Genomic DNA, 19,443 nt, shown 5'->3' with positions numbered 1-19,443 from the left:
TTACCTCGCGGTGCTCGAAGCCACCGGCGATTCCGGCTGCAGCTTCAGGTAGACGTAGAACAACACCAGGGTGATCAGGATCAGCAACGCGGCGGCGGCGCTGGCCAGGCCCCAGTTGAGGAAGGATTGCACCTGCTGGATGATGAATTCCGGCAGCATCATGTTCTGCGCGCCACCGAGCAGGGCCGGGGTCACGTAGTAACCGAGCGACATGACGAACACCATCAGCCCGCCAGAGAAAATCCCCGGACGGCACAGCGGCAGGAATACCTTGAAGAAGTTACGTGCAGGGCTCGCACCACAGACGGAACCCGCCTGCAGCACCATCGGGTCGATGGCGTTCATGGTCGCCTGCAGGGGCAGGACGATGAACGGAATCATGATGTAGCTCATGCCGATCACCACGCCGGTCAGGTTGTGCACCATCTCCAGCGGCTGATCGATGAGGCCCAGGCCCATCAGGAACTTGTTGATGACCCCGGACGATTGCAGCAGTACCAGCCAGGAATAGGTGCGCGCCAACAGGCTCGTCCACATCGACAGCAGGACGATGTTCAGCAACCAGCGACCCCAGCCCTTGGGCGTCAGGGTGATGGCCCAGGCCAGGGGAAAGCCGAGCAACAGGCTGATCAGCGTCACCAGCGCGGCGACCCCGAAGGTGTTGAGCAACACCTTGGAGTAGGCCGAGTTGGCGAACAGTTGTGCGTAGTTGCCCAGGCCCGGCTCGGGCTCCAGCACGCCGCGCAGCAGCAGGCTTACCAGGGGAACGATAAAGAACAGCCCAAGGAACAGCAGCGCCGGCAGCAGGTAGTGAGCACCCCGCCAGCGCGCTGCGTGTTCGCCACTGCGGCCACCGGCCGAGGAGGCGCCCGAGGCGCCTCCTGCCTGCGGCGCTGCGGACGGGCGAAGCGCGCTACTTTTCATTATTTCACCAGCCACTCGTTCCAGCGTGTTGCGATCTCACCGCCGTGCTTGGCCCAGTAGGCGTAGTCGAGGGTGATCTGGTCGGCGGCATGGGCGGTTGGCAGGCTGTTGGCCAGGTCCTTGTCCAGCTTGCCGACGCTGTCGACGTTGACCGGCGCGTAAGCGGTGAGGTTGGCGAACTCGGCCTGGCCTTCGGCACTGCTGCTGTGGGCCAGGAACTTCATCGCCGCGTCCTTGTTCTTGGCGCCTTTCGGTACCACGAGGAAGTCGGCCATGACCAGGTTCTGTTTCCAACTCACGCCAACCGAGGCGCCTTCCTGCTGCAGGGCGAAGATGCGGCCGTTCCAGAACTGGCCGATGCTCGCTTCGCCGGAAGCCAGCAGTTGCTGCGACTGGGCGCCGCCGCCCCACCAGACGATGTCTTTCTTGATGGTGTCGAGTTTCTTGAACGCGCGATCCAGGTCCAGCGGGTAGAGCTTGTCGGCGGCGACGCCGTCAGCCAGCAGGGCCAGCTCGATCACGCCGGGACTCGGCCATTTGTACAGGGCGCGCTTGCCAGGGTAGGTGGCGGTGTCGAACAACGCGCTCCAGTCCTGCGGCTGGGCCTTGCCGAGGCGGTTCTGGTTGTAGCCCAGGACGAAGGAGAAGTAGAAGGAGCCGACGCCGTGGTCGGACACGAAGCGCGGGTCGATCTTGTCGCGCTTGATCTGGCTGAAGTCCAGCGGTTCGAGCAAGCCTTCGCTGGCGGCACGCAGGGCGAAGTCGGCTTCGACGTCGACCACGTCCCACTGTACGTTGCCGCTTTCGACCATGGCCTTGAGCTTGCCGTAGTCGGTTGGACCGTCCTGCACGACGGTGATGCCGCTGGCCTCGGTGAACGGATCGGCCCAGGCTTCTTTCTGCGCGTCCTGGGTGGTTCCTCCCCAACTTACGAAGTTCACGCTTTCGGCGGCCATTGCCGTGGTGACGGCGGTGGCCAGGATGCCGGCGGCGAGCACTGAAGTAACACGTTTGCTTAACACCATCTTGCTTGCCCTCATTGTTTTGGTTGTAGCAAGCGGGCCGGTTTGCCCGCCTACGGAGCAGTGGATCCAATGGATCGATAATGGTGGCCGTACCGGAGACTGTTATTGGCGCTATCCCTTGCGGGTTTCCGGTAAATTGTGCGGCCTAGGGATGTCATATTATGGTATTCCAAACTTTGTGCAAGGGGTCTCTTGTCTCTCCTTGGAAATGCGCGATCTAGAGGGTTTTTTCTTTTCAGGGGAGCAAGCCGACAGGCTTTTCCTGCCGGTTTTCTTCCCTGTTTTCAGCCTTCGAATGGCACGCTTTCCACCACTTCCAGGTCGTAACCCGTCAGGCCGGCGTATTTGAGTGGTGGACCGAGGTGACGCAATTTGCCTACGCCAATGTCCTGCAAGATCTGTGCGCCCGTCCCGACTTCGGAATAGACCCGTGATTGGGGGCGGGTAAATGGCTTTTTCGGTTGGGTCAATTGCGGCACCCGTTCGAGCAGCGCCTGGGATGACTCGTGGTTGGCCAGTACCACCACCACGCCTTCGCCCTCGGCGGCGATGCGTTCCAGCGCCGCCCACAGGGTCCAGCTGCGCGGACCGGTGTATTCCGCGCCAACCAGATCGCGCAGCGGGTCGATGGCATGCACGCGTGCCAGGGTAGGGCGTTCGCGGTCGATGTTGCCCATCACCATGGCCATGTGCACGCCGCCGGCGATACGGTCTTCATAGGTGATCAGGCGGAACTCGCCGTGCACGGTGGGCAGCTCGCGCTCGCCGATGCGGGTGATGGTGTGTTCGGTGCTGAGGCGGTACTGGATGAGGTCGGCGATGGTGCCGATCTTGATGCCGTGCCGCGCGGCGAAGGCTTCCAGATCCGGGCGGCGGGCCATGCTGCCGTCTTCGTTCATCACCTCGACGATCACCGCCGCCGGCGTCAGGCCGGCGAGGCGGGCCAGGTCGCAACCTGCTTCCGTGTGCCCGGCGCGGGTCAGCACGCCACCTTCCTTGGCCCGCAGCGGGAAAATATGGCCCGGTTGTACCAGGTCGGCGGCTGTCGCTCCGGGGGCTACCGCGGCCAGCACGGTATGCGAGCGGTCGGCGGCGGAAATGCCGGTGGTGATACCGCTCGCGGCCTCGATGGAGACGGTGAAGGCGGTGGAAAACACGCTGCCGTTGCTGGGCACCATCTGCTCCAGGCCCAGGCGCAGGCAATGCTCGTCGGTCAGGGTCAGGCAGATCAGGCCACGGGCTTCGCGGGCCATGAAATTGATCGCCTGGGGCGTGCAGAACTCTGCGGGCAGCAGCAGGTCGCCTTCGTTCTCGCGGTCCTCGTCATCGACCAGCAAGACCATCTTGCCTTGGCGGAAATCCTCGATGAGCTCGCTGACGGGATGGAATGGCATGGGAGTGTCTCGCTATCATCAGTAAGTGTTCTGGTATACCGTAATACGTAATTTAAGAAAAGGAGGCACACAGATGAAAGCTTATTGGATCGCCCATGTCGACGTGACCGACCCGCAGCAATACAGCGAATACACCAGCCGTGCGCCGGCCGCCTTCGTGGCATTCGGCGGTACGCTGCTTGCCCGGGGCGGAAAGTCGGAAGCGATGGAAGGACGCCCGACACCACAACGCAGCGTGGTGATCGAGTTTCCTTCCTATGAACAGGCTGTGGCCTGCTATCGCTCCGAGCAGTACCAGGAAGCCTGCAGCCATCGCCAGGGCGTGGCCCGGGCCGAGGTGATCATCGTCGAGGGGGTGTGAGGTTGCGACTGCGCGCGAGGCCAAGGCCGCTGGCTTTAGCGCTCGCTCCCGGCCCGGACAGATATTAGTGGCACGTCATTGGTGAGGCGCTGGACAAGTTTCGCCTCACCCTGGCTCCGGCGCGGTCGCGACGAAACGGCAACAGACCCTAGCGCTGGCGATACTCGCTTGGCGATCTGTCGAAGCGCTGTTTGAACGCTCGCGAGAAGTGGCTGAGGTCCTTGAAGCCCCAGCTCACGGCGATATGGCTGATCTTCAGGTCGCTGCGTTGAATGCTGTCGGCACAACGCTGCAGGCGTCGTTCGAGGATGTAGCGGCCGACGCTCATGTCGAACTGGGCGAACAGCCGGTGCAGGCTGCGTACCGAGGTGCCGGCCTCGCTGGCGATCTGCTCCGGGCACAGGTTTTCGTCAGCCAGGTGACGTTCGATGATGGCCTTGGCCTTGACCAGGATCACCGGTGGCGGGGTTTCTTGCTTGTCGTTGCCATGCGCAGCCAGGACCGGTTTGAGCAGGGCGAGGACCGCGTCCATCACGGCAATGGATTCGACCTTGGCGAGTGTGGTGTCGGTCACCAGCCGATTGACCAGCATCGCGCTCAGTGCGCCGATGGAGGTGCCCGCGTCGATGCGCTGATTGAGCCGCAGGCGTTGTGTTTGCAAGCGTTGCAGCAGCTCGCAGCGTGGCAGGATGACCGAGACCTGGTCGCTCAGTCCCTGGAAATAGAAGTCGCTTGGCTGCGCGACATCCAGTAGCACCAGGTCGCCAGCGTGCAATCGGGTCTGCATGCCTGACTGGCAACTGAGCGCTTCCCCGTTCAGTTGCAGCACCAGGTAGAAGAAGTCCTGGTCATCGCCCTGGATGTCGCGTTGCGAACGGTGGACGTGGGAGCAGTTGCTGGTGATGCGCGCGCCTTGTACCAGGCAGCGTTCGGCGTCCACCGAGGTCACCGCGCCCTGGAAGGCGTTGATGCTGACATCCATGGGCGGCTCGACATGGAAGGTGCCGCAGTTGGACGCGAGATTGCCGTGCCAGACTTCAAAACCTTCGCGGCCCTGAAACAGATACTCGTGATGCAGAGCGTGATTCATCGCTCACCTCGATCCGGCAGTCGCTGCTGATGTTTTTTTGTGGCCTGCCGTCCTTGGCGGCCCCCTTCGGGCCGTCGCAAGCGACGTCAAAAATTGCTCCCGGCCATTTTTTGTTGTTATCCGGGCTCGCTCGAATCCGGCTGTCGGCTATTTACTAATATGTTAATGGTTTTTTCAAGGGTATCGCTGCCAGTGGCCGGGCTGGCGCTACGATTCAAGCGATTGGCACGGTGAACAATGGTCGGGCGGGTGAGGAGGGCATTTAATCGAGGCTCACTTCCACTTCTGCGTAGTACCGCCATGGACAACAAGAACAGCAGTCAGCACCTGCAACAAACCCTGCGCTGGACCGATGCCTTCGCCATCTCGATGGCGGTATCCGGTTCGATCTTCGCTTCCTTCGGCTTCGCCCTCGGGGTGCTCGGGCCGGTTGGCGCACTGGCGCTGTGGGTGGGCTCGGCGGCCATCGGCGCCTGCCAGAACTGGATTTTTCTCGAAGTCACGGCGATGTTCCCGGACAAGCCTGGCGGCATCGCCATGATAGCCACCGAAGGCTGGCGCAGGCGCTGCACCCTGGTCGGCCCGCTGGCGTCCTTCGGTTATTGGCTGGGCTGGTCGGCGGTGCTGTCGATCGTCAGCGTCAGTGCCGGGGCGCTAATCCAGGCGCAATGGTTCGCCGGGCAGACCTGGAGCTACAGCGCTGGCCCTTTGAACGTCGGCCTGGCGCAACTGATCGGCGCGGGTCTGTTGCTGGTGTTCTGGCAGTTCAACCGCCTGGGCGTGCACATGGCGGCCTCCGTTTCCAAATACATGGGCGCGCTGTTGCTGGTGCCGATCCTGGTGCTGGCGGTGGCGCCACTGTTCGGCGATGGCTGGAGCGTCGAGCGCTTTCGCCATGCCCTGGCCGAGCCGCTGAGCCTGGACTGGAGCTTCTGGCGGACGGCGCTGGTCTGGCTGTTCCTGGTCAGCTGGAGTGCCTACGGTACCGAGATGTGCGCGGCCTTCGGCCCTGAATACCGCAGCCAGCGCGACATGCGCCTGGCCTTGCTGACCTCCGGCGGCTACACGGTGGCGGTGTTCGCCGCGGTCGCTTTCGGCCTCGGCGGCATGGTCGATAGCGAGACGGCGATGGCCAACCCCAGCGGTTTCTATATCGAGGCCTTCAATGCGGTGGTGGGCGACGGTTTCAGCGATTTCTTCGTCGCGGCGCTGCTGGTCGGTCTGTTCATGGGCCTCAATGCGGCGTTGGCCGACGGCTCGCGGGCATTGTATGGCATGGCCCTGGAAGGCCTGACCATCCGCCAGTTGGGCGTGCTCAACAAGCACCAGGTTCCGGGGCGCTGCATGACTGTCGCGGTGCTGTTGAACCTGGCGATGATCTTCCTCCTGTCTTCGCCGCTGGCCATGCTGGTGACGGCCAATATCGGTTACCTGGTGGCGATTTTCTTCGCCTTGTCCGGTTTCCTCCTGCTACGCCGCGATGTGCCCGACGCCGTGCGCCCGGTACGCCTGGGGCGAGGCTGGATTGTCGTCGCCTGGGCGCTGAGCGCATTCACCGCCCTGGTGGTGATCGTCGGCACCGCCTCGGCGGAACTGGCTGGCTATGGCGGCCTGAAAGAAGTGGCCACCGGCATCGGCATTCTCTTGCTCTCCCTGGTGCTCTATGCGATCCGCCGCCTGCAGGACAGGCCGTCTGGCCCGCGTACAGTTTCCCAGTGAGCCGTTCCATCCCGATAAAAACAAGGTGACCCCATGCTGTCCGTCGAAACCCCCACTACCTATTACACCGCCACGCGCAAGTACGACCTGAAATTCCCCGATCTGGAGCAGGATCTGGAGGCCGAAGTAGTGGTCATCGGCGGTGGTTTTTCCGGGGTCAACACGGCCCTCGAACTGGCCGAGCGCGGCGTGACCGATATCGTCCTGCTGGAGGCGCGCTACCTGGGCTTCGGCGGTTCCGGGCGTAACGGCGGCCATGTCATGGCGGGCATCGGCCACGACCTGGAGAAAATCCGCAAGAGCGTCGGTGACGCCGGCTTGCAGGCGATCTTCGAGATCAGCGACCTCGGTTCGTCGATCATCCAGTCGCGCATCGCCAAGTACGGTATCGATGCGGATTTCCGCCACGGTTACGGCTACCTGGGCTTCAATGCCCGCCAGGGCAAGTTGCTGCAGGCCTGGGAGAAAGAGTTCAAGCAACTCAACCCGGAGCACGAAGTGGCTTATCTGGAAGGCAGCGCGGTGCGCGACATCGTCGGCTCGGATGTCTACAGCTGTGCCCTCAAGCACATGGGCAACGGCCACATCCACTCGCTGAACATGCTGCTCGGTTCGGCCAAGGCCCTGGTCGGCCTGGGCGGGCGCATCTTCGAGAACACCCCGGTGCTGGAGGTGAGCTACGGCGAGACCATCGTCCTGCGTACCGCCAAGGGCTCGGTACGGGCGAAGAAGATCCTCTGGTCCTGCGGCGCCTTTCTCGACCGGCTCGAACCGGAGTTGCACAGGACCATGATCAGCACGTACGCCTTCCAGTTGGTCACCGAGCCGCTGCCGAATGCCCTGATCGAGCAGATCAGCCCGATCCGCGGCGCCTTCAGCGACATCCGCCCGGTGATCGAGTACTACCGGGTGACCAACGAGAACCGCCTGTTGTTCGGTTCGGCGACCCGCGCGCTGGAGTACATCCCCAATGACCTGAAGAGGTGGAACCGCGACCTGATGCTCAAGGTGTTCCCCTACCTGGCCGACGTGAAGATCGACCTGGCCTGGGGCGGTCCGATGGAGTGCACGGCGAACCTGTTCCCGCAGATTGGCACCTTGCCGGGCCGGCCCAATGCCTATTTCGTCCAGGGCTACTCCGGTTTCGGCGTGACGCCCAGCCATGTGGTCAGCCAGGTCGTGGCCGACGGCATGACCACGGGTTCACGCCACTGGGATGTGATGAGTGCGATTCCCCGCACGCGCATTCCGGCCAAGGACAGCTTGCGCAACCTGATCTGCACCCTGGGCAAGGTCAGCCACCAGCTCGCCGGCTATCGCAACGGCAGGCGCTGATTCATCCGTTTCACCCCGTCACTTTTCTCCATCGACCATGAGGATTCGATCATGCCTTCTGCTGCCTTGAAATCGGCGTTGCAAGCACGCCTGGACCTGCTGCAAGACCTGTGGCAACGCCGCGATGCCGACGCCATCGTGCGTGAGCTGTACACCGAGAACACGGAAATCACCGGCGCTGGTAGCGACGCGCTCTACAGCGGCGCCGAGCAACTGCGCGAGCTGATCGTGGCGCTGGTCGGCGACTCCCGTGGCGCGTCGATCCGCATCGATCGCTTGAGCGCGCTGGGTGATAGCGCGGCCTACACCTGGGTGACCTGGCGCGTGTTGCCGCTGCAAGGCGAGGCCTTCGCGATGAAGAGCCTGTTCGTCTGGGCGCTTGGCGACAGCGGTTGGCGCATCGTCGCCGACATGTATGCCGAGGGCGAGATTCCCGCCTGATCGACAACGCACCTTCAACCACTGAGAGATCGTCATGATGCGAAAACAACAAATCCAGGCGTCCCTTTGGCTATCGCTGGCCCTGTCACCCTGGGCCGGCGCCGTGACCTTGTACCAGGACAGCGACAGTGAGGTCAGCGCGAAGCTGCTGGGCGCCGCCGGCGTGTTCCATAGCCGCGAGAGCTATGCACAGACCGGCGCCCGCGAGGCCGGCAGTGTCGATTGGCAGGAGGCCACGCTGCAGTACGGTATCGAATTCAAGCATGGCCGTGCCGGGCTTGGTCAGGCCTATGGCGCCCTGGACTGGGTCAGCAGCGCGAGTTTCGGCGATGGCGATGCCGCCGGCTGGACCCTCGGCGACGAGCGCACCAGCAAGATCGAGAATGCCTACCTCGGCTGGCGTTCCGCCGGGCTGTTCCCGCTGCTGGGCGAGAACGGCATCGACCTGTCGTTCGGCCGCCAGAACGTGGTGGTCGGCGATGGCTTCCTGGTTTCCGGCGATGCGCTGAATATCGGCAAGGGTTTGCTCGATGGCGAAGTCAACCGAGGCGGCGCCTACTACCTGACCGGGCGCAAGGCGTTCGACCAGACGGCGATCCTGCGCCTGGGCGGCGAGCAGGGCTGGCGCGGCGACCTGATGTGGCTGAAGTCGGACAACCGGGTGCAGGCCGAGCCGGAAGTGGCGCTCGGCACCCTCGAGCACGTGGCCGATGCTGGCACTGTCGGTCTGACCTACCTGAAGGTGCTCGATACCGACAGCCGCCTCGCCGAGCTGCTCGCGCCCGAGCGCAAGGGCATGAAGCAGTACAGCGTACGGGCCCAGGGCAACGCCGGTGTGAGCGACCTGTTCCTGGCCGCCGAGCATGCCTGGGAAAGCAAGGACTCCGGCAAGGAAAGCGCCTGGTACCTGGAGGCGGGATGGACCTTCAGCGAACTGCCGGGCAAGCCGAGCGTCAACTATCGCTACAGCCGTTTCTCGGAAGGCTACGATCCGCTGTTCTACGGCAACGGAAGGGCGCTGGGCACCTGGTTCCAGGGCGAAGTCGCCGCCAACTACGCCGGGCCGTTCAACACCAATACGGTGGTCAACCATATCGGTCTCAAGGCTTCGTTGAGCGAACAGCTTGGCGTTGGCGCGCTGTTCTACACCTTCGCTACCCTCGACGAGAGCCTGGGCAATCGCGACGGCCGTGAACTGGATGTCTATGCCGAATGGGTGGTCGATGAGCACTGGAGCGTGCTGCCGCTGGTCGGCTACTACAAACCCCGGCGTAGCGTGGACGATGGCGGCAGCCAGCTCGGCAATGATCGCGGCAACCTGTACGCGCAGATGCTGCTGGTGTGGGCCTACTGAATAGAAGCAGTGGCGTGTCGGAAAACACGCCACCGCGCTTGTCAAAGCCCGACGTGTTTCCTGACCGCGGCCAGGCTATCTTCGCCGTCGAAGGTCTTGACCCCGGCCAGCCATTTCTCGAGGACCGCGGGGTTGGCCTTGAGCCAGGCCGTGGCGGTCTTGACCGGGTCTTCCTTGGCCAGGATTTTCTCCATCAACTGGCTTTCCATATCGACGTCGAACTGCAGGTTGTTCAGCAGTTTGGCCATGTTGCCGCAACGCTGTTCGTAGTCGGACGGCACCACGGTGTAGACCTTGGCCGCACCGAAGTCGGGGCCGAACACGTCGTCGCCGCCCGCCAGGTAGGTGAGGTCGAACTGGGTGTTCATCGGATGCGGCGCCCAGCCGAGGAACACCACCGGCTCCTTGCGTTTCACCGCGCGCTGGATTTGCACCAGCATGCCGGCCTCGGAGGACTCGACCAGTTTGAAATCCTTCAGGCCGAACTGGTTGTCCTTGATCATCTTGTCGACCATCACGTTGCCTTCGTTGCCGGGTTCGATGCCGAAGATCTTGCCGTGCAGCTGCTCCTTGAACCGGGCGATGTCGTCGAAGGATTTCAGCCCTGCCTCGGCGGCGTAGGTCGGTACCGCCAGGGTGTACTTGGCGCCGACCAGATTGGGCGTCGGCAGGACCTTCAGTCCGTCATTCTTGGTGAAGGGCTCGATGACGAAATCCATGGACGGCGACCAGTAGCCGAGGAACACGTCGATCTGCTTGTTCTTCACCCCGGTGAAGGCGATGGGCACCGAGGCCATCAGCTTGCTCGGCCGGTAGCCCAGGCCCTCCGCCAGCACCGTGGCGACCCCGGTGGTGGCGGCGATATCGGCCCAGCCGATCTCGGCGAAGCGCACCTGTCGGCAACTCTGATCATCCGCCCAGGCGGGGGCGACCGATACGCAAGCCAGCACGCAGGCTGCGATGAAACGCGTGGTTTGTTTCATGGGTGACTTCCTCTCATGGCACGTTGTTCTTATGTTGCGGTTGTGAAAGGCAGGGGAAGAGTTGGCAGGTTATGGCTCGTTCAGGTGACGGGCTTTCTGATGGCGATGGTGCGTCCGTGGTATTCGTGAGCCGGCGAGGCGTGCTGGTTGGCGAAGGTAGCGTCGATGAGTTGGCTCACGCTGGCCGCGAAGGGCGCGGACTTGCCGCGCTGGCTGTCGATGTTCATCAGCAGTTGTTCGCTCACCGCGAGCAGGCGGCCGCTGTCCTTGTGCAGCAGGCTGTACAGCAGGTGCAGGCGCTTGCCATCGCGTTCCAGCAGGTGGGTGTGTACCGCCAGTCGTTCGCCCCGTTTCGCTTCGGCGAGGTAGACGATGTGCGCCTCCAGGGTGAAGAGCGTGTGGCCGGTGGCGGCGCGGCCCTGTTCATCCAGGCCGATGAGGTCCATCAGGGCGTCGCTGGCGTAGCTGCAGACCAGCAGGTAGAAGGCGTCGCGCAGGTGGTCGTTGTAGTCGACCCATTCGGCTTTTATCGTGGTTTCGTAGGTCGGCAATGTGGGGGCATTCATCAGAGATCCAGTTCCAGTGTCGATGACCGCGCCCGTGAGACGCAGATCATCATGGTGGCGTTGTTTTGTCTTTCCGCTGCCGTCAGCACGCTGTCGCGGTGGTCGGGGATACCCGAGAGCACGCAGGTTTCGCATGAGGCACAGGTGCCTTCGCGGCACGAGTTCTCGACCTTTACGCCGTTGGCTTCCAGCACCTCGAGGATGCTCTTGTCGGGGGGCACTTCCAGGCTGAGGCCCGTCTTGGCCAGCTTCACCGTGAAGCGTTCCTCGTTGGCTGGCCTGTCGAACTGCCGGGGTGTGAACCATTCGAAGTGCACGTTCGCGTCCGGGCGCCCCTGGGCCGCCGCTTCGACCGCCAGCATCAGCGGCATCGGCCCGCAGGTATACAGGTGGTCGGACGCCGCCAGGGCGGCGACGGTGCCGGCGACGTCGAACAGTCCATTCGCCTCGTCGTCGGCATGCAGCGTCACCCGCTCGCCGTAGACCTTGAGTTGCTCAAGGAAGGCCGCGCGCTGGCGACTGCGGGCCAGGTAATAGAGGTGCCAGGGACGCCGGTTGGCTTCGCACCAGTGGATCATCGACAGGATCGGCGTGATGCCGATGCCGCCGGCGAAGAACACATGCCCGGGCGCATCCATCGCCAGCGGAAAGTTGTTGCGTGGCGCAGAGACCTGTATCAGGTCGCCGACACGCAATGACTGGTGCACGTAGCGCGAGCCGCCTCGGCTGCTGGGCGAGAGGCCAACGCCGACCTGATAACGATCCCGTTCCCGTGAGTCGTTGCACAGCGAAAACTGGCGCACACGATTCTCGGGCAAATGCAGCTCGATATGGGCGCCAGGCGTGAAGGCGGGCAGCTCGCCGCCCGCTGGATCGCGCAGTTCCACGACCATCGCCCCCTTGGCTTCGGCGACGAGATCGACGACCCGTAGTGTCAGATGATCGGACATGATGACCTCGTTCTTGTCATTCACCGGGGCAGGCGCGCCCCGGTCGTTCGCCCGTGGCTCAGGCGCGGCGCAGCGGCGTGGTGGTTTTCAGCATCGCCGTGATCAGCGCGTCGCGTTCCTGGGACAGATCGCCCTGGCTGCGATGGTGCGAGGCTTCGATGACGCCACTGACCAGTTGCGCGGCGGTTGGCGCATCCAGGCGCGGATCGCCGAGGTCGTCCCACCAGCCGTTGAAGCTGTCGGCGTATTTCTCGCAGAACGAAGCCAGGCCGCCAGGGCCGCCGCCGAGGTGGAACAACTGGGTCGGGCCCATGGCCGCCCAGCGCAGACCGGGGCCGGCCCAGACCGCCTTGTCGACATCTTCGACGCTGGCCACGCCTGACTTGACCAGATGGATCGCCTCGCGCCACAACGCCGCTTGCAGACGGTTGGCCACATGCCCGCGCACTTCGCGGTTGACCCGGATCGTGATCTTGCCGACCTGCGCGTAGAAACGTTCGGCCTGCTCGACCACGCCCGGCGCGGTGGCCTGGTTGCCCATGACCTCGACCAGCGGAATCAGGTGTGGCGGGTTGAAGGGATGACCAAGAATGAAGCGCGATGGGTCGATCCAACCGGCTTGCATTTCCCCCAGGCGCAGGCCCGAGGCGGAGGAGGCGACGATCGCGCCCGGCTTGAGCGCCGGCTCGATCTGCGCGTAGAGGGTGTGTTTGATGGCGACGCGTTCGGGCACGCTTTCCTGGATGAAATCGGCGTCGCGCACGGCATCGGCCGCCGAATGGTGGAAGCTCAGCTCGCCACGCCGGTCGCCCTGGGCCAGGCCGAGTTCGAGCAGGGTCGGCCAGGCCGTCTCGATGTAGTTCAGGACATCGGCGCGCATGTTCTCGGCGGGATCGTATACCGCCACATTGCGCCCGGAGGCGAGAAACAGGGCGGCCCAGCTGGCACCGATGACACCGGCACCCAATACGGCGACATTAGGAAAATCGTTCATCTGAATCATCTCGGTTGTAGTGAGAAAATCTGAAAAGTCATTCACCGTCATTCGCAGGAACCCAGGTTCTGCTGGATTCCTGCCTGCGCGGGAATGACGGCGGGTCGGCAGGTCATGAGTGGGCGAACATCACGTGGCGCACGCTGGTGTAGGCATCGAGGGCGAACACCGACATGTCGCAGCCGTGGCCCGAGCCTTTCATCGCCGCCCAGGGCATTTCCGGGGTCGCCACGCCGTGGCTGTTGACCCAGGTGAAGCCGTAGCGCAGGCGGCTGGTGGCCTCCATGGCGGTGGCGGTGTCGCGGGTCCACACCGAGGAGGCGAGGCCGTAGCGCCCGGCGTTGGCGATGGCGATGGGGTCTTGGTCGTCGTTGAAGCGCGATACGCTGATCACTGGCCCGAACAGTTCGTGGGTGGCGATCTCGGCGTGGTTGTCGACGTTGGCCACCACCGTGGGGCGGTAGAAGAAACCGGGGCGGTCTTCGCTGAAACCACCGGTGACCACTTCGGCATGGGCGCGGGCGCGCTCGACGAAATCGGCCACCCGTTGACGATGGGCGGCACTGACCAGCGGCCCCATTTCCGTCCCTGGCTCGCGCGGTGCGCCGGTGCGAATCCGCCCGACCGCGTCGGCCAGTTCGGCGACCACCCGCTCGTAGATACTGGCAGCGACGATCAGCCGGCAGGGCTGGGCGCAATCCTGGCCGGCATTGAAGAACGCCGTGCCGCGCAGGGTGGCGACCAGCTTGTCGATATCGGCATCGGCGTAGACGATCACCGGTGCCTTGCCGCCCAGCTCGACATGGACCTGGCGCAATTCCCTGGCCGCGGCCCGCATGGCGGCGCTGCCGGTGGCAGGCGAGCCGGTGATGCTGACGCCTTCGATCCCCGCGGCATTGATCAGCCGATCACCGACCGTTTGGCCGGGACCATGGATCACGTTGAGCACGCCCTTGGGCAGCCGATCCTTGAGCAGCTCCGCCAGGCGCAGGGTCGACAGCGGAGTGACTTCCGAGGGCTTGAGTGCCACGGTGCAACCGGCAGCGAGCGGGGCAGCCAGCTTCCAGGCGGCCATCATCAATGGGTAGTTCCACGGTGCGATGGCGGCCACCGGGCCGAGTGGATCACGGCGAATCATGCTGGTATGACCCTGCACGTATTCACCGGCGGCGACACCGGACAAGGTACGCGCCGCGCCGGCGAAGAAGCGGAAGGTGTCGATGGTCAGCGGTATCTCGTCGTCGAGCGCCGAAGGCCAGGGCTTGCCGACGTTGAGGCTCTCCAGTGCCGCCAGTTCTTCGGCGTTCTGCTCGATCACCTCGGCGATATCGAGCAGCAATGCGGCGCGGGCCGCTGGCGTGGTCTTGGCGAATTCGCTGAAGGCCTCCTGTGCGCCCCGGGCGGCAGCGTCGACCTGCTCGTCACTCGCCTGGGCAAGCTGCGCAATGCGCTCGCCCGTGGCGGGGTCGATGACGTCCAGGCGTTCGCCGTCGCCCTCGACCAGTTCGCCATCGATCAACAGTTTGCTCTGCATGATGAACTCCCGGATCAGAAGGTGACCTTGTCGCTGCCCTTGAGGCCCAGGCGTGCGCGCGCTTCCTCAGGGGTGGCGACCTGCAGGCCGAGGTTCTCGACGATGGAACGGATCTTCTGCACCTGTTCGGCATTGCTCTTGGCGATTTGCCCCGGGCCGATGTACAGGCTGTCCTCCAGGCCGACCCGCAGGTTGCCGCCGAGCAGCGCGGCCTGGGTGGCGAAGTGCATCTGGTTCTTGCCGGCGGCCAGCACCGACCATTCGTAGCTGTCACCGAACAGCTTCTGGGCGACGGTGTGCATGTGCATCAGGTTGTCCAGGTCGGCGCCGACGCCGCCGAGCACGCCGAACACCATCTGCACGAAGAACGGCGGCTTGATCCAGCCCTGGTCGATGACCCAGGCCAGGTTGTACAGATGGCCGAGGTCGTAGCATTCGAATTCGAACCTGGTGCCGTGGCCGTCGCCCAGTTCTTTGACGATGTACTCGATGTCGCTGAAGGTGTTGCGGAAGATGAAGTCGCGGGTGCTTTCCAGGAACGCGGGTTCCCAGTCGTGCTTCCAGGTGGTGTGCTTGGCCTTCATCGGGAAGATGCCGAAGTTCATCGAACCGACGTTCAGCGAGGCCATTTCCGGGCTCAGGGCGATGGCGGCACGCAGGCGCTCCTCACGGCTCATGCCCAGGCCACCGCCAGTGGAGACGTTGAGTACGGCATTGCTGTGCTGGCGAATCTGCTGCATCGATTCGCGGAACAGTTCGGGACGCGGATCAGGCTTGCCGGTCTCTGGATGACGGGCATGCAGGTGGATGATCGAGGCACCGGCCTGGGCGGCCTCGATGGAGGATTCGGCGATCTGCGACGGGGTGATCGGCAGGTACTGCGACATGGTCGGGGTATGCACCCCGCCGGTGGTGGCGCAGGTGATAATGACGGATTTCGGCATGCTGGCTACATCCTTTGCAGGGACGACAAGGGGGCTGGGCACATGGCGTGCCCAGGCTGGAAGCGGTCACGCCACGGCTTTGCGGTAGGCGTCGAGCACCAGGCCGTGGAAGTGGTGCAGGGCGTGCTCGGATTTGCCCGAGCCGTCGGGGTCGGTGACGATCCGGCCTTGTTCGAAGGCGGGCGTCTGCATGCCGCGCTGGACGTTTTCCACCAGGGAGATGTCCTCGACCTGCAGCACCTCGTCGAGGTAGCGGATGGCCTCGCGCTCCATGTCGTCCGGCTCGGGCGTCTCCAGGTAGAAGTCGTAGGTCTCGCGGGTCAGGTCCGGGCCGACCGGGATGATGTGCAGCACGATCATCGAGTTGCGTCCCGGGTAGCGCATCAGGCAGGTGTTGGGCCACAGCCACCAGACGGCGTGGGTGCGCACCTTGGCCTTGGAGGTGTCGTAGGCGGTGTTCTGGCCGTTGCCGGCCTCGGCCATGTGGCTGGAATAGATGCCGTGGGTGGTGACCTTGTAGGTGTCCATGTCGACCAGGGTGCAGAAGTCCTTGTGCGCGGTCGGGCAGTGGTAGCACTCGAGGAAGTTGTCGACGACGTTCTTCCAGTTCGACTTGATCTCGTAGGTCAGGCGGTGGCCGAAGGTCAGGCTGCCGATGTCCGGCGCCCAGTGGTCGATTTCCTGTTTCAGGTCGCCGGACAGCTCGGCGAGCGGTTTCGCCTCGGGGTCCAGGTTGACGTAGATGAAGCCGCAGAATTCCTCGACCTGAACCGGGCTCAGGTGGATGGCATCCTTGTCGAATTCCTTCAGCCCGCCGACATGCGGAGCACCGACGAGCTGGCCGTTCAGGCCATAGCACCAGGAGTGATAGGGGCAGACGATGCGCCGCACCTTGCCCTCGCCACTGAGCACGGGATGCGCGCGGTGCTTGCAGACGTTGTAGAAGGCGCGCAGCGAGCCGTCCTGGTCGCGCACCACGGCAATCGGGTGGCCGGCGATGTCGGCGGTGGTGTAGGTGCCGGGGTCGCGGACCTTTTCCACATGGCAGACCCACTGCCAGCTCTTGGCGATGATCTGCTGCTGGTCGAGCTTGAACCATTGCGGATCGGTATAGGCTTCGGCGCGCAGCGATTGCGAGACGAGGGGGTCGTGGTGATAACCCTTCTGGATAGCTTCGAACTGCTGGGGGAGGAGTAATTCAGACATGTCAGCGGCCTTTTTCTCGTTCTGGGGCTTGGGTGCCTCTGGCGAGATGATGGTGCTGGTGTCGATGGCCGAGTGTGCAGGATTGGACGCTGTTTGTTGTTTATTCGCCGCTGTCGTTTTTGGATAAATCGGTCGGTCGCAGGCTCGCTCCGCTGCCCGTGCAGGGGGCGCCTGGCGAGGGCTTATTGGCGTACCGTTGCCCTATGCGTAGCCGTTATGCGGTCCGCCTCGAAACGCCAGCGCATCAGCGCGCATGGGGCTTGGCGAGCACGCTGCCGCAGTGGCGGAGCTGTGCGTTAGCCTCGACGATGACTTTCGAGCTTCGCTCCAAGCGCATTTTCCGCAGTGAGTGCGACAGGTCATCGCAGCCACTCATCAGCAGGGCCACCAACGCCTTGGCCGAGTCGTGCGGATTTTCTTTCATGGCGAGCCCTTCCCTATGCGGTTTGCCCCGATGATCGGAGATCAGGGCTGCCCAGGTATTGATCTGCATCAGATGCGGCAGGGGCTGTAGCGGGGCGGACCGCGATGCGAGCCGCGCCCGGCCAGGAACGGATCACTGATCGTCGAAGAAGCGCTCGTGCCAGTCGACCAGCGGTTGCGGTGCGTTGAGTTTCTGGCCGTAGATCACCGCGTAGGACAGCACGTTTTGCACATACTGGCGGGTCTCGTCGAAGGGGATGTTCTCGACCCAGACGTCGAAGGCCAGGTGATTGGCGCCTTTCAGCCACTGGCGCACGCGCCCGGGGCCTGCGTTGTAGGCGGCGGAGGCGAGCACACGGTTACCGTTGAACTGGCCGTGGACCTGGCTCAGGTAGGCGGCGCCCAGCTCGATGTTCTTCGCCGGGTCCAATGCCTGCTGTGGCGAGGCCAGGGGAATGCTGAACTTGCGCGCGGTTTCCTTGGCCGTCGCCGGCATCAGTTGCATCAGGCCCATGGCGCCGACGCCGGAACGTGCATCGCTCATGAAGGCGCTTTCCTGGCGGGTGATGGCGAATACCCAGCTGGAGTGCAGGCCGCGCGTTTTGGCCTGGTTGACCAGGTTGTTGCGGTAAGCCATGGGAAAGCGGATGTTCAGGTCGTCCCAGTATTGCGCCTGGCTGATGGTGCGGATGGCCGGGAAATACCATTGCAAGTCGAAGGCGATCTTGGCCTGGGTGACCATCTCGTCGCGACTGAACAGGCGGCTGACGTGGTACCACTCGCGGCGACCGTCGACGATCTCGCCGCGATCATGAAACTCCAGCGCGCGGCGCACGCCGGGGGTGTTGCGCACCTTCTGCATCATCTGCGGGCTGATCGCCAGCGGCTTGTTGTTCAGGCTGTAGGGCGCTTCGATGCGATCGGCGGCGAGGAAACCGTAGAAGTCGCGCTCCTTGGCCAGCGCCTGGTACAGCGGCATGTCTTGCTTGCTCTGCGGCTGTGCCAGTTGCAGGCTGCGGGCGCGCCAATAACGCCAGCGACTGGTGCTGGCCAGGCTGTCGGGGAACGTGCTGATCAACTGGTACGCATCCGACCACCGTGCATGGCGCAGCAACAGGCGTGCGCGCCATTCGGAAACCGTGTCGTCGCGTAGTTGCGGGTCGTACTGCTCCATGATCGGCAGGGCGCGCAGGTCGAAGCTCTTGGCCAGGGTCAGGCCGATTTCCTTGGCGATGGAAACCTTTTCCTCGGTCGAGAAGGGCAGCTTGCGTGCGTATTGGTCGAGCAACGCCAGGGCCTGCTCCGGATTCTGCCTGGCCAGACGACGCAGGCCCAGGCCGACGACATCGGCCATGGCCTGGTCGGCAGGTACGAAACGTGCGGTCTGGGTGAGCTGTGCCGGTTTCTGCGCGATGTCGATCATCAGGTTGGCGCGCGCCTGCAGGGTCGGCAGCTTTTTCGCGACCGAGGTGGCGAGTGAGTAATTGCGTGCCTCGGTGGCCAGCTTCACCCGCTTCCAGCGTTTCTCTTCGGTCAACTGGCCGGCGGCGGCCCAGGCATCGAACAGGCGGTCACAGGCATCCGGCTGGGATTTGCCGACCAGCCAGAGCCTTTCGCTGGTGGCATAGGCCTCGGCGGTCAGGCCGTGGCTCATCTGGTACTGGCCATTGAGGCAGTCCAGCTCGGTGAAGTTGAGCTTGGGATCGTAGTAGCGGGTGAAGGTCGCCCAGTCGCCGCGCTCGGCCAGCCAGCGCAGCCAGCGCAGCTTCATCCAACTGGCCTGGGGCAGGTCGCCGTACTGGGCGAGAAACTGCTCGATTTCCGCATTGCTCGCCCATTTCAGGCGGGCGGTCAGTTCGTCGTAGGCCAGATAGGGCGTCAGTGGATAGTCGCGCAATTCATCGGCGTAGCGCTGGTAGGGGCCCTTGTCGCCCTTGGCCAGGGCGCGCTTGGCTTCATCGTACATCTGGCGTTGCTGGGCCAGTGGCGCGGCCTGGGCGGACGAAAAACTGACAGTACACAGGATCAGGCAGGAAAACAGGCTGTACAGAGAACGGCGCATGACACTTCCGGATAGATAGACGGTGCGGGACGTGACGCATGACAAGGTTGCTAGCTTAGCGGCTGGCCACACTTGACGAAAGCGCGGGGCGCAGCCTATTCGGGTAAACTGCGCCACCGTTTTTCTGGAAGTGCCGCC

General features: G+C 63.8%; 18 protein-coding genes. 5 read left to right on the top strand and 13 right to left on the bottom strand.

Annotated elements, in window-relative coordinates; translation table 11 throughout:
• The 3 genes from ACSZPK_RS09460 to ribBA form a co-directional block, all read right to left on the bottom strand.
• Complete coding sequence (locus ACSZPK_RS09460; RefSeq protein ID WP_437881203.1) at window positions 1-924, bottom strand: ABC transporter permease; 924 nt, start codon at window positions 922-924, stop codon at window positions 1-3.
• Entirely contained in the window at window positions 924-1,949 is a 1,026-nt protein-coding gene (locus ACSZPK_RS09455) for an ABC transporter substrate-binding protein (protein WP_437881202.1), read from the bottom strand. Before ACSZPK_RS09455 ends, ACSZPK_RS09460 begins: the two co-directional genes overlap by 1 nt.
• 284 nt (window positions 1,950-2,233) lie before the next feature.
• Complete coding sequence (gene ribBA / locus ACSZPK_RS09450; RefSeq protein WP_437881201.1) at window positions 2,234-3,343, bottom strand: bifunctional 3,4-dihydroxy-2-butanone-4-phosphate synthase/GTP cyclohydrolase II; 1,110 nt, start codon at window positions 3,341-3,343, stop codon at window positions 2,234-2,236.
• A gap of 73 nt (window positions 3,344-3,416) precedes the next feature.
• On the opposite strand from ribBA, the gene ACSZPK_RS09445 reads away from it, so the two are divergent.
• The gene (locus tag ACSZPK_RS09445; RefSeq protein WP_437881200.1) at window positions 3,417-3,704 is read left to right on the top strand and encodes a DUF1330 domain-containing protein; all 288 of its coding nucleotides are present in this window, start codon (window positions 3,417-3,419) and stop codon (window positions 3,702-3,704) included.
• 148 nt (window positions 3,705-3,852) lie between these two features.
• On the opposite strand, the gene feaR is transcribed toward ACSZPK_RS09445, so the two are convergent.
• Window positions 3,853-4,794, bottom strand: a complete 942-nt coding sequence (gene feaR, locus ACSZPK_RS09440; protein ID WP_437881199.1) for a transcriptional regulator FeaR — start codon at window positions 4,792-4,794, stop codon at window positions 3,853-3,855.
• A 300-nt stretch (window positions 4,795-5,094) separates the two neighbouring features.
• On the opposite strand from feaR, the gene ACSZPK_RS09435 reads away from it, so the two are divergent.
• The 4 genes from ACSZPK_RS09435 to ACSZPK_RS09420 are packed head-to-tail and all read left to right on the top strand — an operon-like array spanning window position 5,095 to window position 9,643.
• A complete protein-coding gene (locus ACSZPK_RS09435; RefSeq protein WP_437881198.1) occupies window positions 5,095-6,513 on the top strand; it encodes an APC family permease in 1,419 nt (472 codons plus the stop codon).
• A 33-nt stretch (window positions 6,514-6,546) separates the two neighbouring features.
• Window positions 6,547-7,848, top strand: a complete 1,302-nt coding sequence (locus tag ACSZPK_RS09430; protein ID WP_437881197.1) for an NAD(P)/FAD-dependent oxidoreductase — start codon at window positions 6,547-6,549, stop codon at window positions 7,846-7,848.
• Between the two features lie 51 nt (window positions 7,849-7,899).
• Window positions 7,900-8,289: a nuclear transport factor 2 family protein gene (locus ACSZPK_RS09425; RefSeq protein WP_437881196.1), complete on the top strand. Its 390-nt coding sequence runs from the start codon at window positions 7,900-7,902 to the stop codon at window positions 8,287-8,289.
• A gap of 34 nt (window positions 8,290-8,323) precedes the next feature.
• On the top strand, window positions 8,324-9,643 hold the full coding sequence (locus tag ACSZPK_RS09420; RefSeq protein ID WP_437881195.1) for a hypothetical protein: 1,320 nt from the start codon (window positions 8,324-8,326) through the stop codon (window positions 9,641-9,643).
• Window positions 9,644-9,684: 41 nt separating this feature from the next.
• Here the strand turns inward: ACSZPK_RS09420 and ACSZPK_RS09415 are convergent, their stop codons facing one another.
• From ACSZPK_RS09415 to ACSZPK_RS09375, 9 genes are all read right to left on the bottom strand, one after another.
• The gene (locus ACSZPK_RS09415) at window positions 9,685-10,626 is read right to left on the bottom strand and encodes a choline ABC transporter substrate-binding protein (protein ID WP_437881194.1); all 942 of its coding nucleotides are present in this window, start codon (window positions 10,624-10,626) and stop codon (window positions 9,685-9,687) included.
• 80 nt (window positions 10,627-10,706) lie between these two features.
• Window positions 10,707-11,192: a thioesterase family protein gene (locus ACSZPK_RS09410; RefSeq protein ID WP_437881193.1), complete on the bottom strand. Its 486-nt coding sequence runs from the start codon at window positions 11,190-11,192 to the stop codon at window positions 10,707-10,709.
• On the bottom strand, window positions 11,192-12,142 hold the full coding sequence (locus ACSZPK_RS09405) for a PDR/VanB family oxidoreductase (protein ID WP_437881192.1): 951 nt from the start codon (window positions 12,140-12,142) through the stop codon (window positions 11,192-11,194). The genes ACSZPK_RS09410 and ACSZPK_RS09405 overlap by 1 nt, the downstream gene beginning before the upstream one ends.
• 58 nt (window positions 12,143-12,200) lie before the next feature.
• Window positions 12,201-13,136: a 3-hydroxyacyl-CoA dehydrogenase NAD-binding domain-containing protein gene (locus tag ACSZPK_RS09400; protein ID WP_437881191.1), complete on the bottom strand. Its 936-nt coding sequence runs from the start codon at window positions 13,134-13,136 to the stop codon at window positions 12,201-12,203.
• 112 nt (window positions 13,137-13,248) lie between these two features.
• A complete protein-coding gene (locus tag ACSZPK_RS09395) occupies window positions 13,249-14,670 on the bottom strand; it encodes an aminobutyraldehyde dehydrogenase (RefSeq protein WP_437881190.1) in 1,422 nt (473 codons plus the stop codon).
• A 14-nt stretch (window positions 14,671-14,684) separates the two neighbouring features.
• On the bottom strand, window positions 14,685-15,614 hold the full coding sequence (locus ACSZPK_RS09390; protein ID WP_437881189.1) for a 3-keto-5-aminohexanoate cleavage protein: 930 nt from the start codon (window positions 15,612-15,614) through the stop codon (window positions 14,685-14,687).
• A gap of 66 nt (window positions 15,615-15,680) precedes the next feature.
• Window positions 15,681-16,820, bottom strand: a complete 1,140-nt coding sequence (locus ACSZPK_RS09385) for an aromatic ring-hydroxylating oxygenase subunit alpha (RefSeq protein WP_437881188.1) — start codon at window positions 16,818-16,820, stop codon at window positions 15,681-15,683.
• Between the two features lie 244 nt (window positions 16,821-17,064).
• Complete coding sequence (locus tag ACSZPK_RS09380; RefSeq protein ID WP_437881187.1) at window positions 17,065-17,313, bottom strand: hypothetical protein; 249 nt, start codon at window positions 17,311-17,313, stop codon at window positions 17,065-17,067.
• Between the two features lie 63 nt (window positions 17,314-17,376).
• Window positions 17,377-19,305 (bottom strand): transglycosylase SLT domain-containing protein, encoded by a 1,929-nt coding sequence (locus ACSZPK_RS09375; RefSeq protein WP_437881186.1) that lies wholly within the window; start codon window positions 19,303-19,305, stop codon window positions 17,377-17,379.
• Window positions 19,306-19,443: the final 138 nt, after the last annotated feature.

Origin of the sequence: Pseudomonas sp. LRF_L74, assembly GCF_965644255.1 — a bacterium.
GTDB lineage: Bacteria > Pseudomonadota > Gammaproteobacteria > Pseudomonadales > Pseudomonadaceae > Aquipseudomonas.
This window is presented reverse-complemented; position numbering and strand designations above follow the sequence as displayed.

What these genes read in the sequence shown, in the direction of transcription:
- ACSZPK_RS09460 (WP_437881203.1), bottom strand. Translation starts at nt 924, where the DNA reads ATGAAAAGTAGCGCGCTTCGCCCGTCCGCAGCGCCGCAGGCAGGAGGC.
- ACSZPK_RS09455 (WP_437881202.1), bottom strand. Translation starts at nt 1,949, where the DNA reads ATGGTGTTAAGCAAACGTGTTACTTCAGTGCTCGCCGCCGGCATCCTG.
- ribBA (WP_437881201.1), bottom strand. Translation starts at nt 3,343, where the DNA reads ATGCCATTCCATCCCGTCAGCGAGCTCATCGAGGATTTCCGCCAAGGC.
- ACSZPK_RS09445 (WP_437881200.1), top strand. Translation starts at nt 3,417, where the DNA reads ATGAAAGCTTATTGGATCGCCCATGTCGACGTGACCGACCCGCAGCAA.
- feaR (WP_437881199.1), bottom strand. Translation starts at nt 4,794, where the DNA reads ATGAATCACGCTCTGCATCACGAGTATCTGTTTCAGGGCCGCGAAGGT.
- ACSZPK_RS09435 (WP_437881198.1), top strand. Translation starts at nt 5,095, where the DNA reads ATGGACAACAAGAACAGCAGTCAGCACCTGCAACAAACCCTGCGCTGG.
- ACSZPK_RS09430 (WP_437881197.1), top strand. Translation starts at nt 6,547, where the DNA reads ATGCTGTCCGTCGAAACCCCCACTACCTATTACACCGCCACGCGCAAG.
- ACSZPK_RS09425 (WP_437881196.1), top strand. Translation starts at nt 7,900, where the DNA reads ATGCCTTCTGCTGCCTTGAAATCGGCGTTGCAAGCACGCCTGGACCTG.
- ACSZPK_RS09420 (WP_437881195.1), top strand. Translation starts at nt 8,324, where the DNA reads ATGATGCGAAAACAACAAATCCAGGCGTCCCTTTGGCTATCGCTGGCC.
- ACSZPK_RS09415 (WP_437881194.1), bottom strand. Translation starts at nt 10,626, where the DNA reads ATGAAACAAACCACGCGTTTCATCGCAGCCTGCGTGCTGGCTTGCGTA.
- ACSZPK_RS09410 (WP_437881193.1), bottom strand. Translation starts at nt 11,192, where the DNA reads ATGAATGCCCCCACATTGCCGACCTACGAAACCACGATAAAAGCCGAA.
- ACSZPK_RS09405 (WP_437881192.1), bottom strand. Translation starts at nt 12,142, where the DNA reads ATGTCCGATCATCTGACACTACGGGTCGTCGATCTCGTCGCCGAAGCC.
- ACSZPK_RS09400 (WP_437881191.1), bottom strand. Translation starts at nt 13,136, where the DNA reads ATGAACGATTTTCCTAATGTCGCCGTATTGGGTGCCGGTGTCATCGGT.
- ACSZPK_RS09395 (WP_437881190.1), bottom strand. Translation starts at nt 14,670, where the DNA reads ATGCAGAGCAAACTGTTGATCGATGGCGAACTGGTCGAGGGCGACGGC.
- ACSZPK_RS09390 (WP_437881189.1), bottom strand. Translation starts at nt 15,614, where the DNA reads ATGCCGAAATCCGTCATTATCACCTGCGCCACCACCGGCGGGGTGCAT.
- ACSZPK_RS09385 (WP_437881188.1), bottom strand. Translation starts at nt 16,820, where the DNA reads ATGTCTGAATTACTCCTCCCCCAGCAGTTCGAAGCTATCCAGAAGGGT.
- ACSZPK_RS09380 (WP_437881187.1), bottom strand. Translation starts at nt 17,313, where the DNA reads ATGCAGATCAATACCTGGGCAGCCCTGATCTCCGATCATCGGGGCAAA.
- ACSZPK_RS09375 (WP_437881186.1), bottom strand. Translation starts at nt 19,305, where the DNA reads ATGCGCCGTTCTCTGTACAGCCTGTTTTCCTGCCTGATCCTGTGTACT.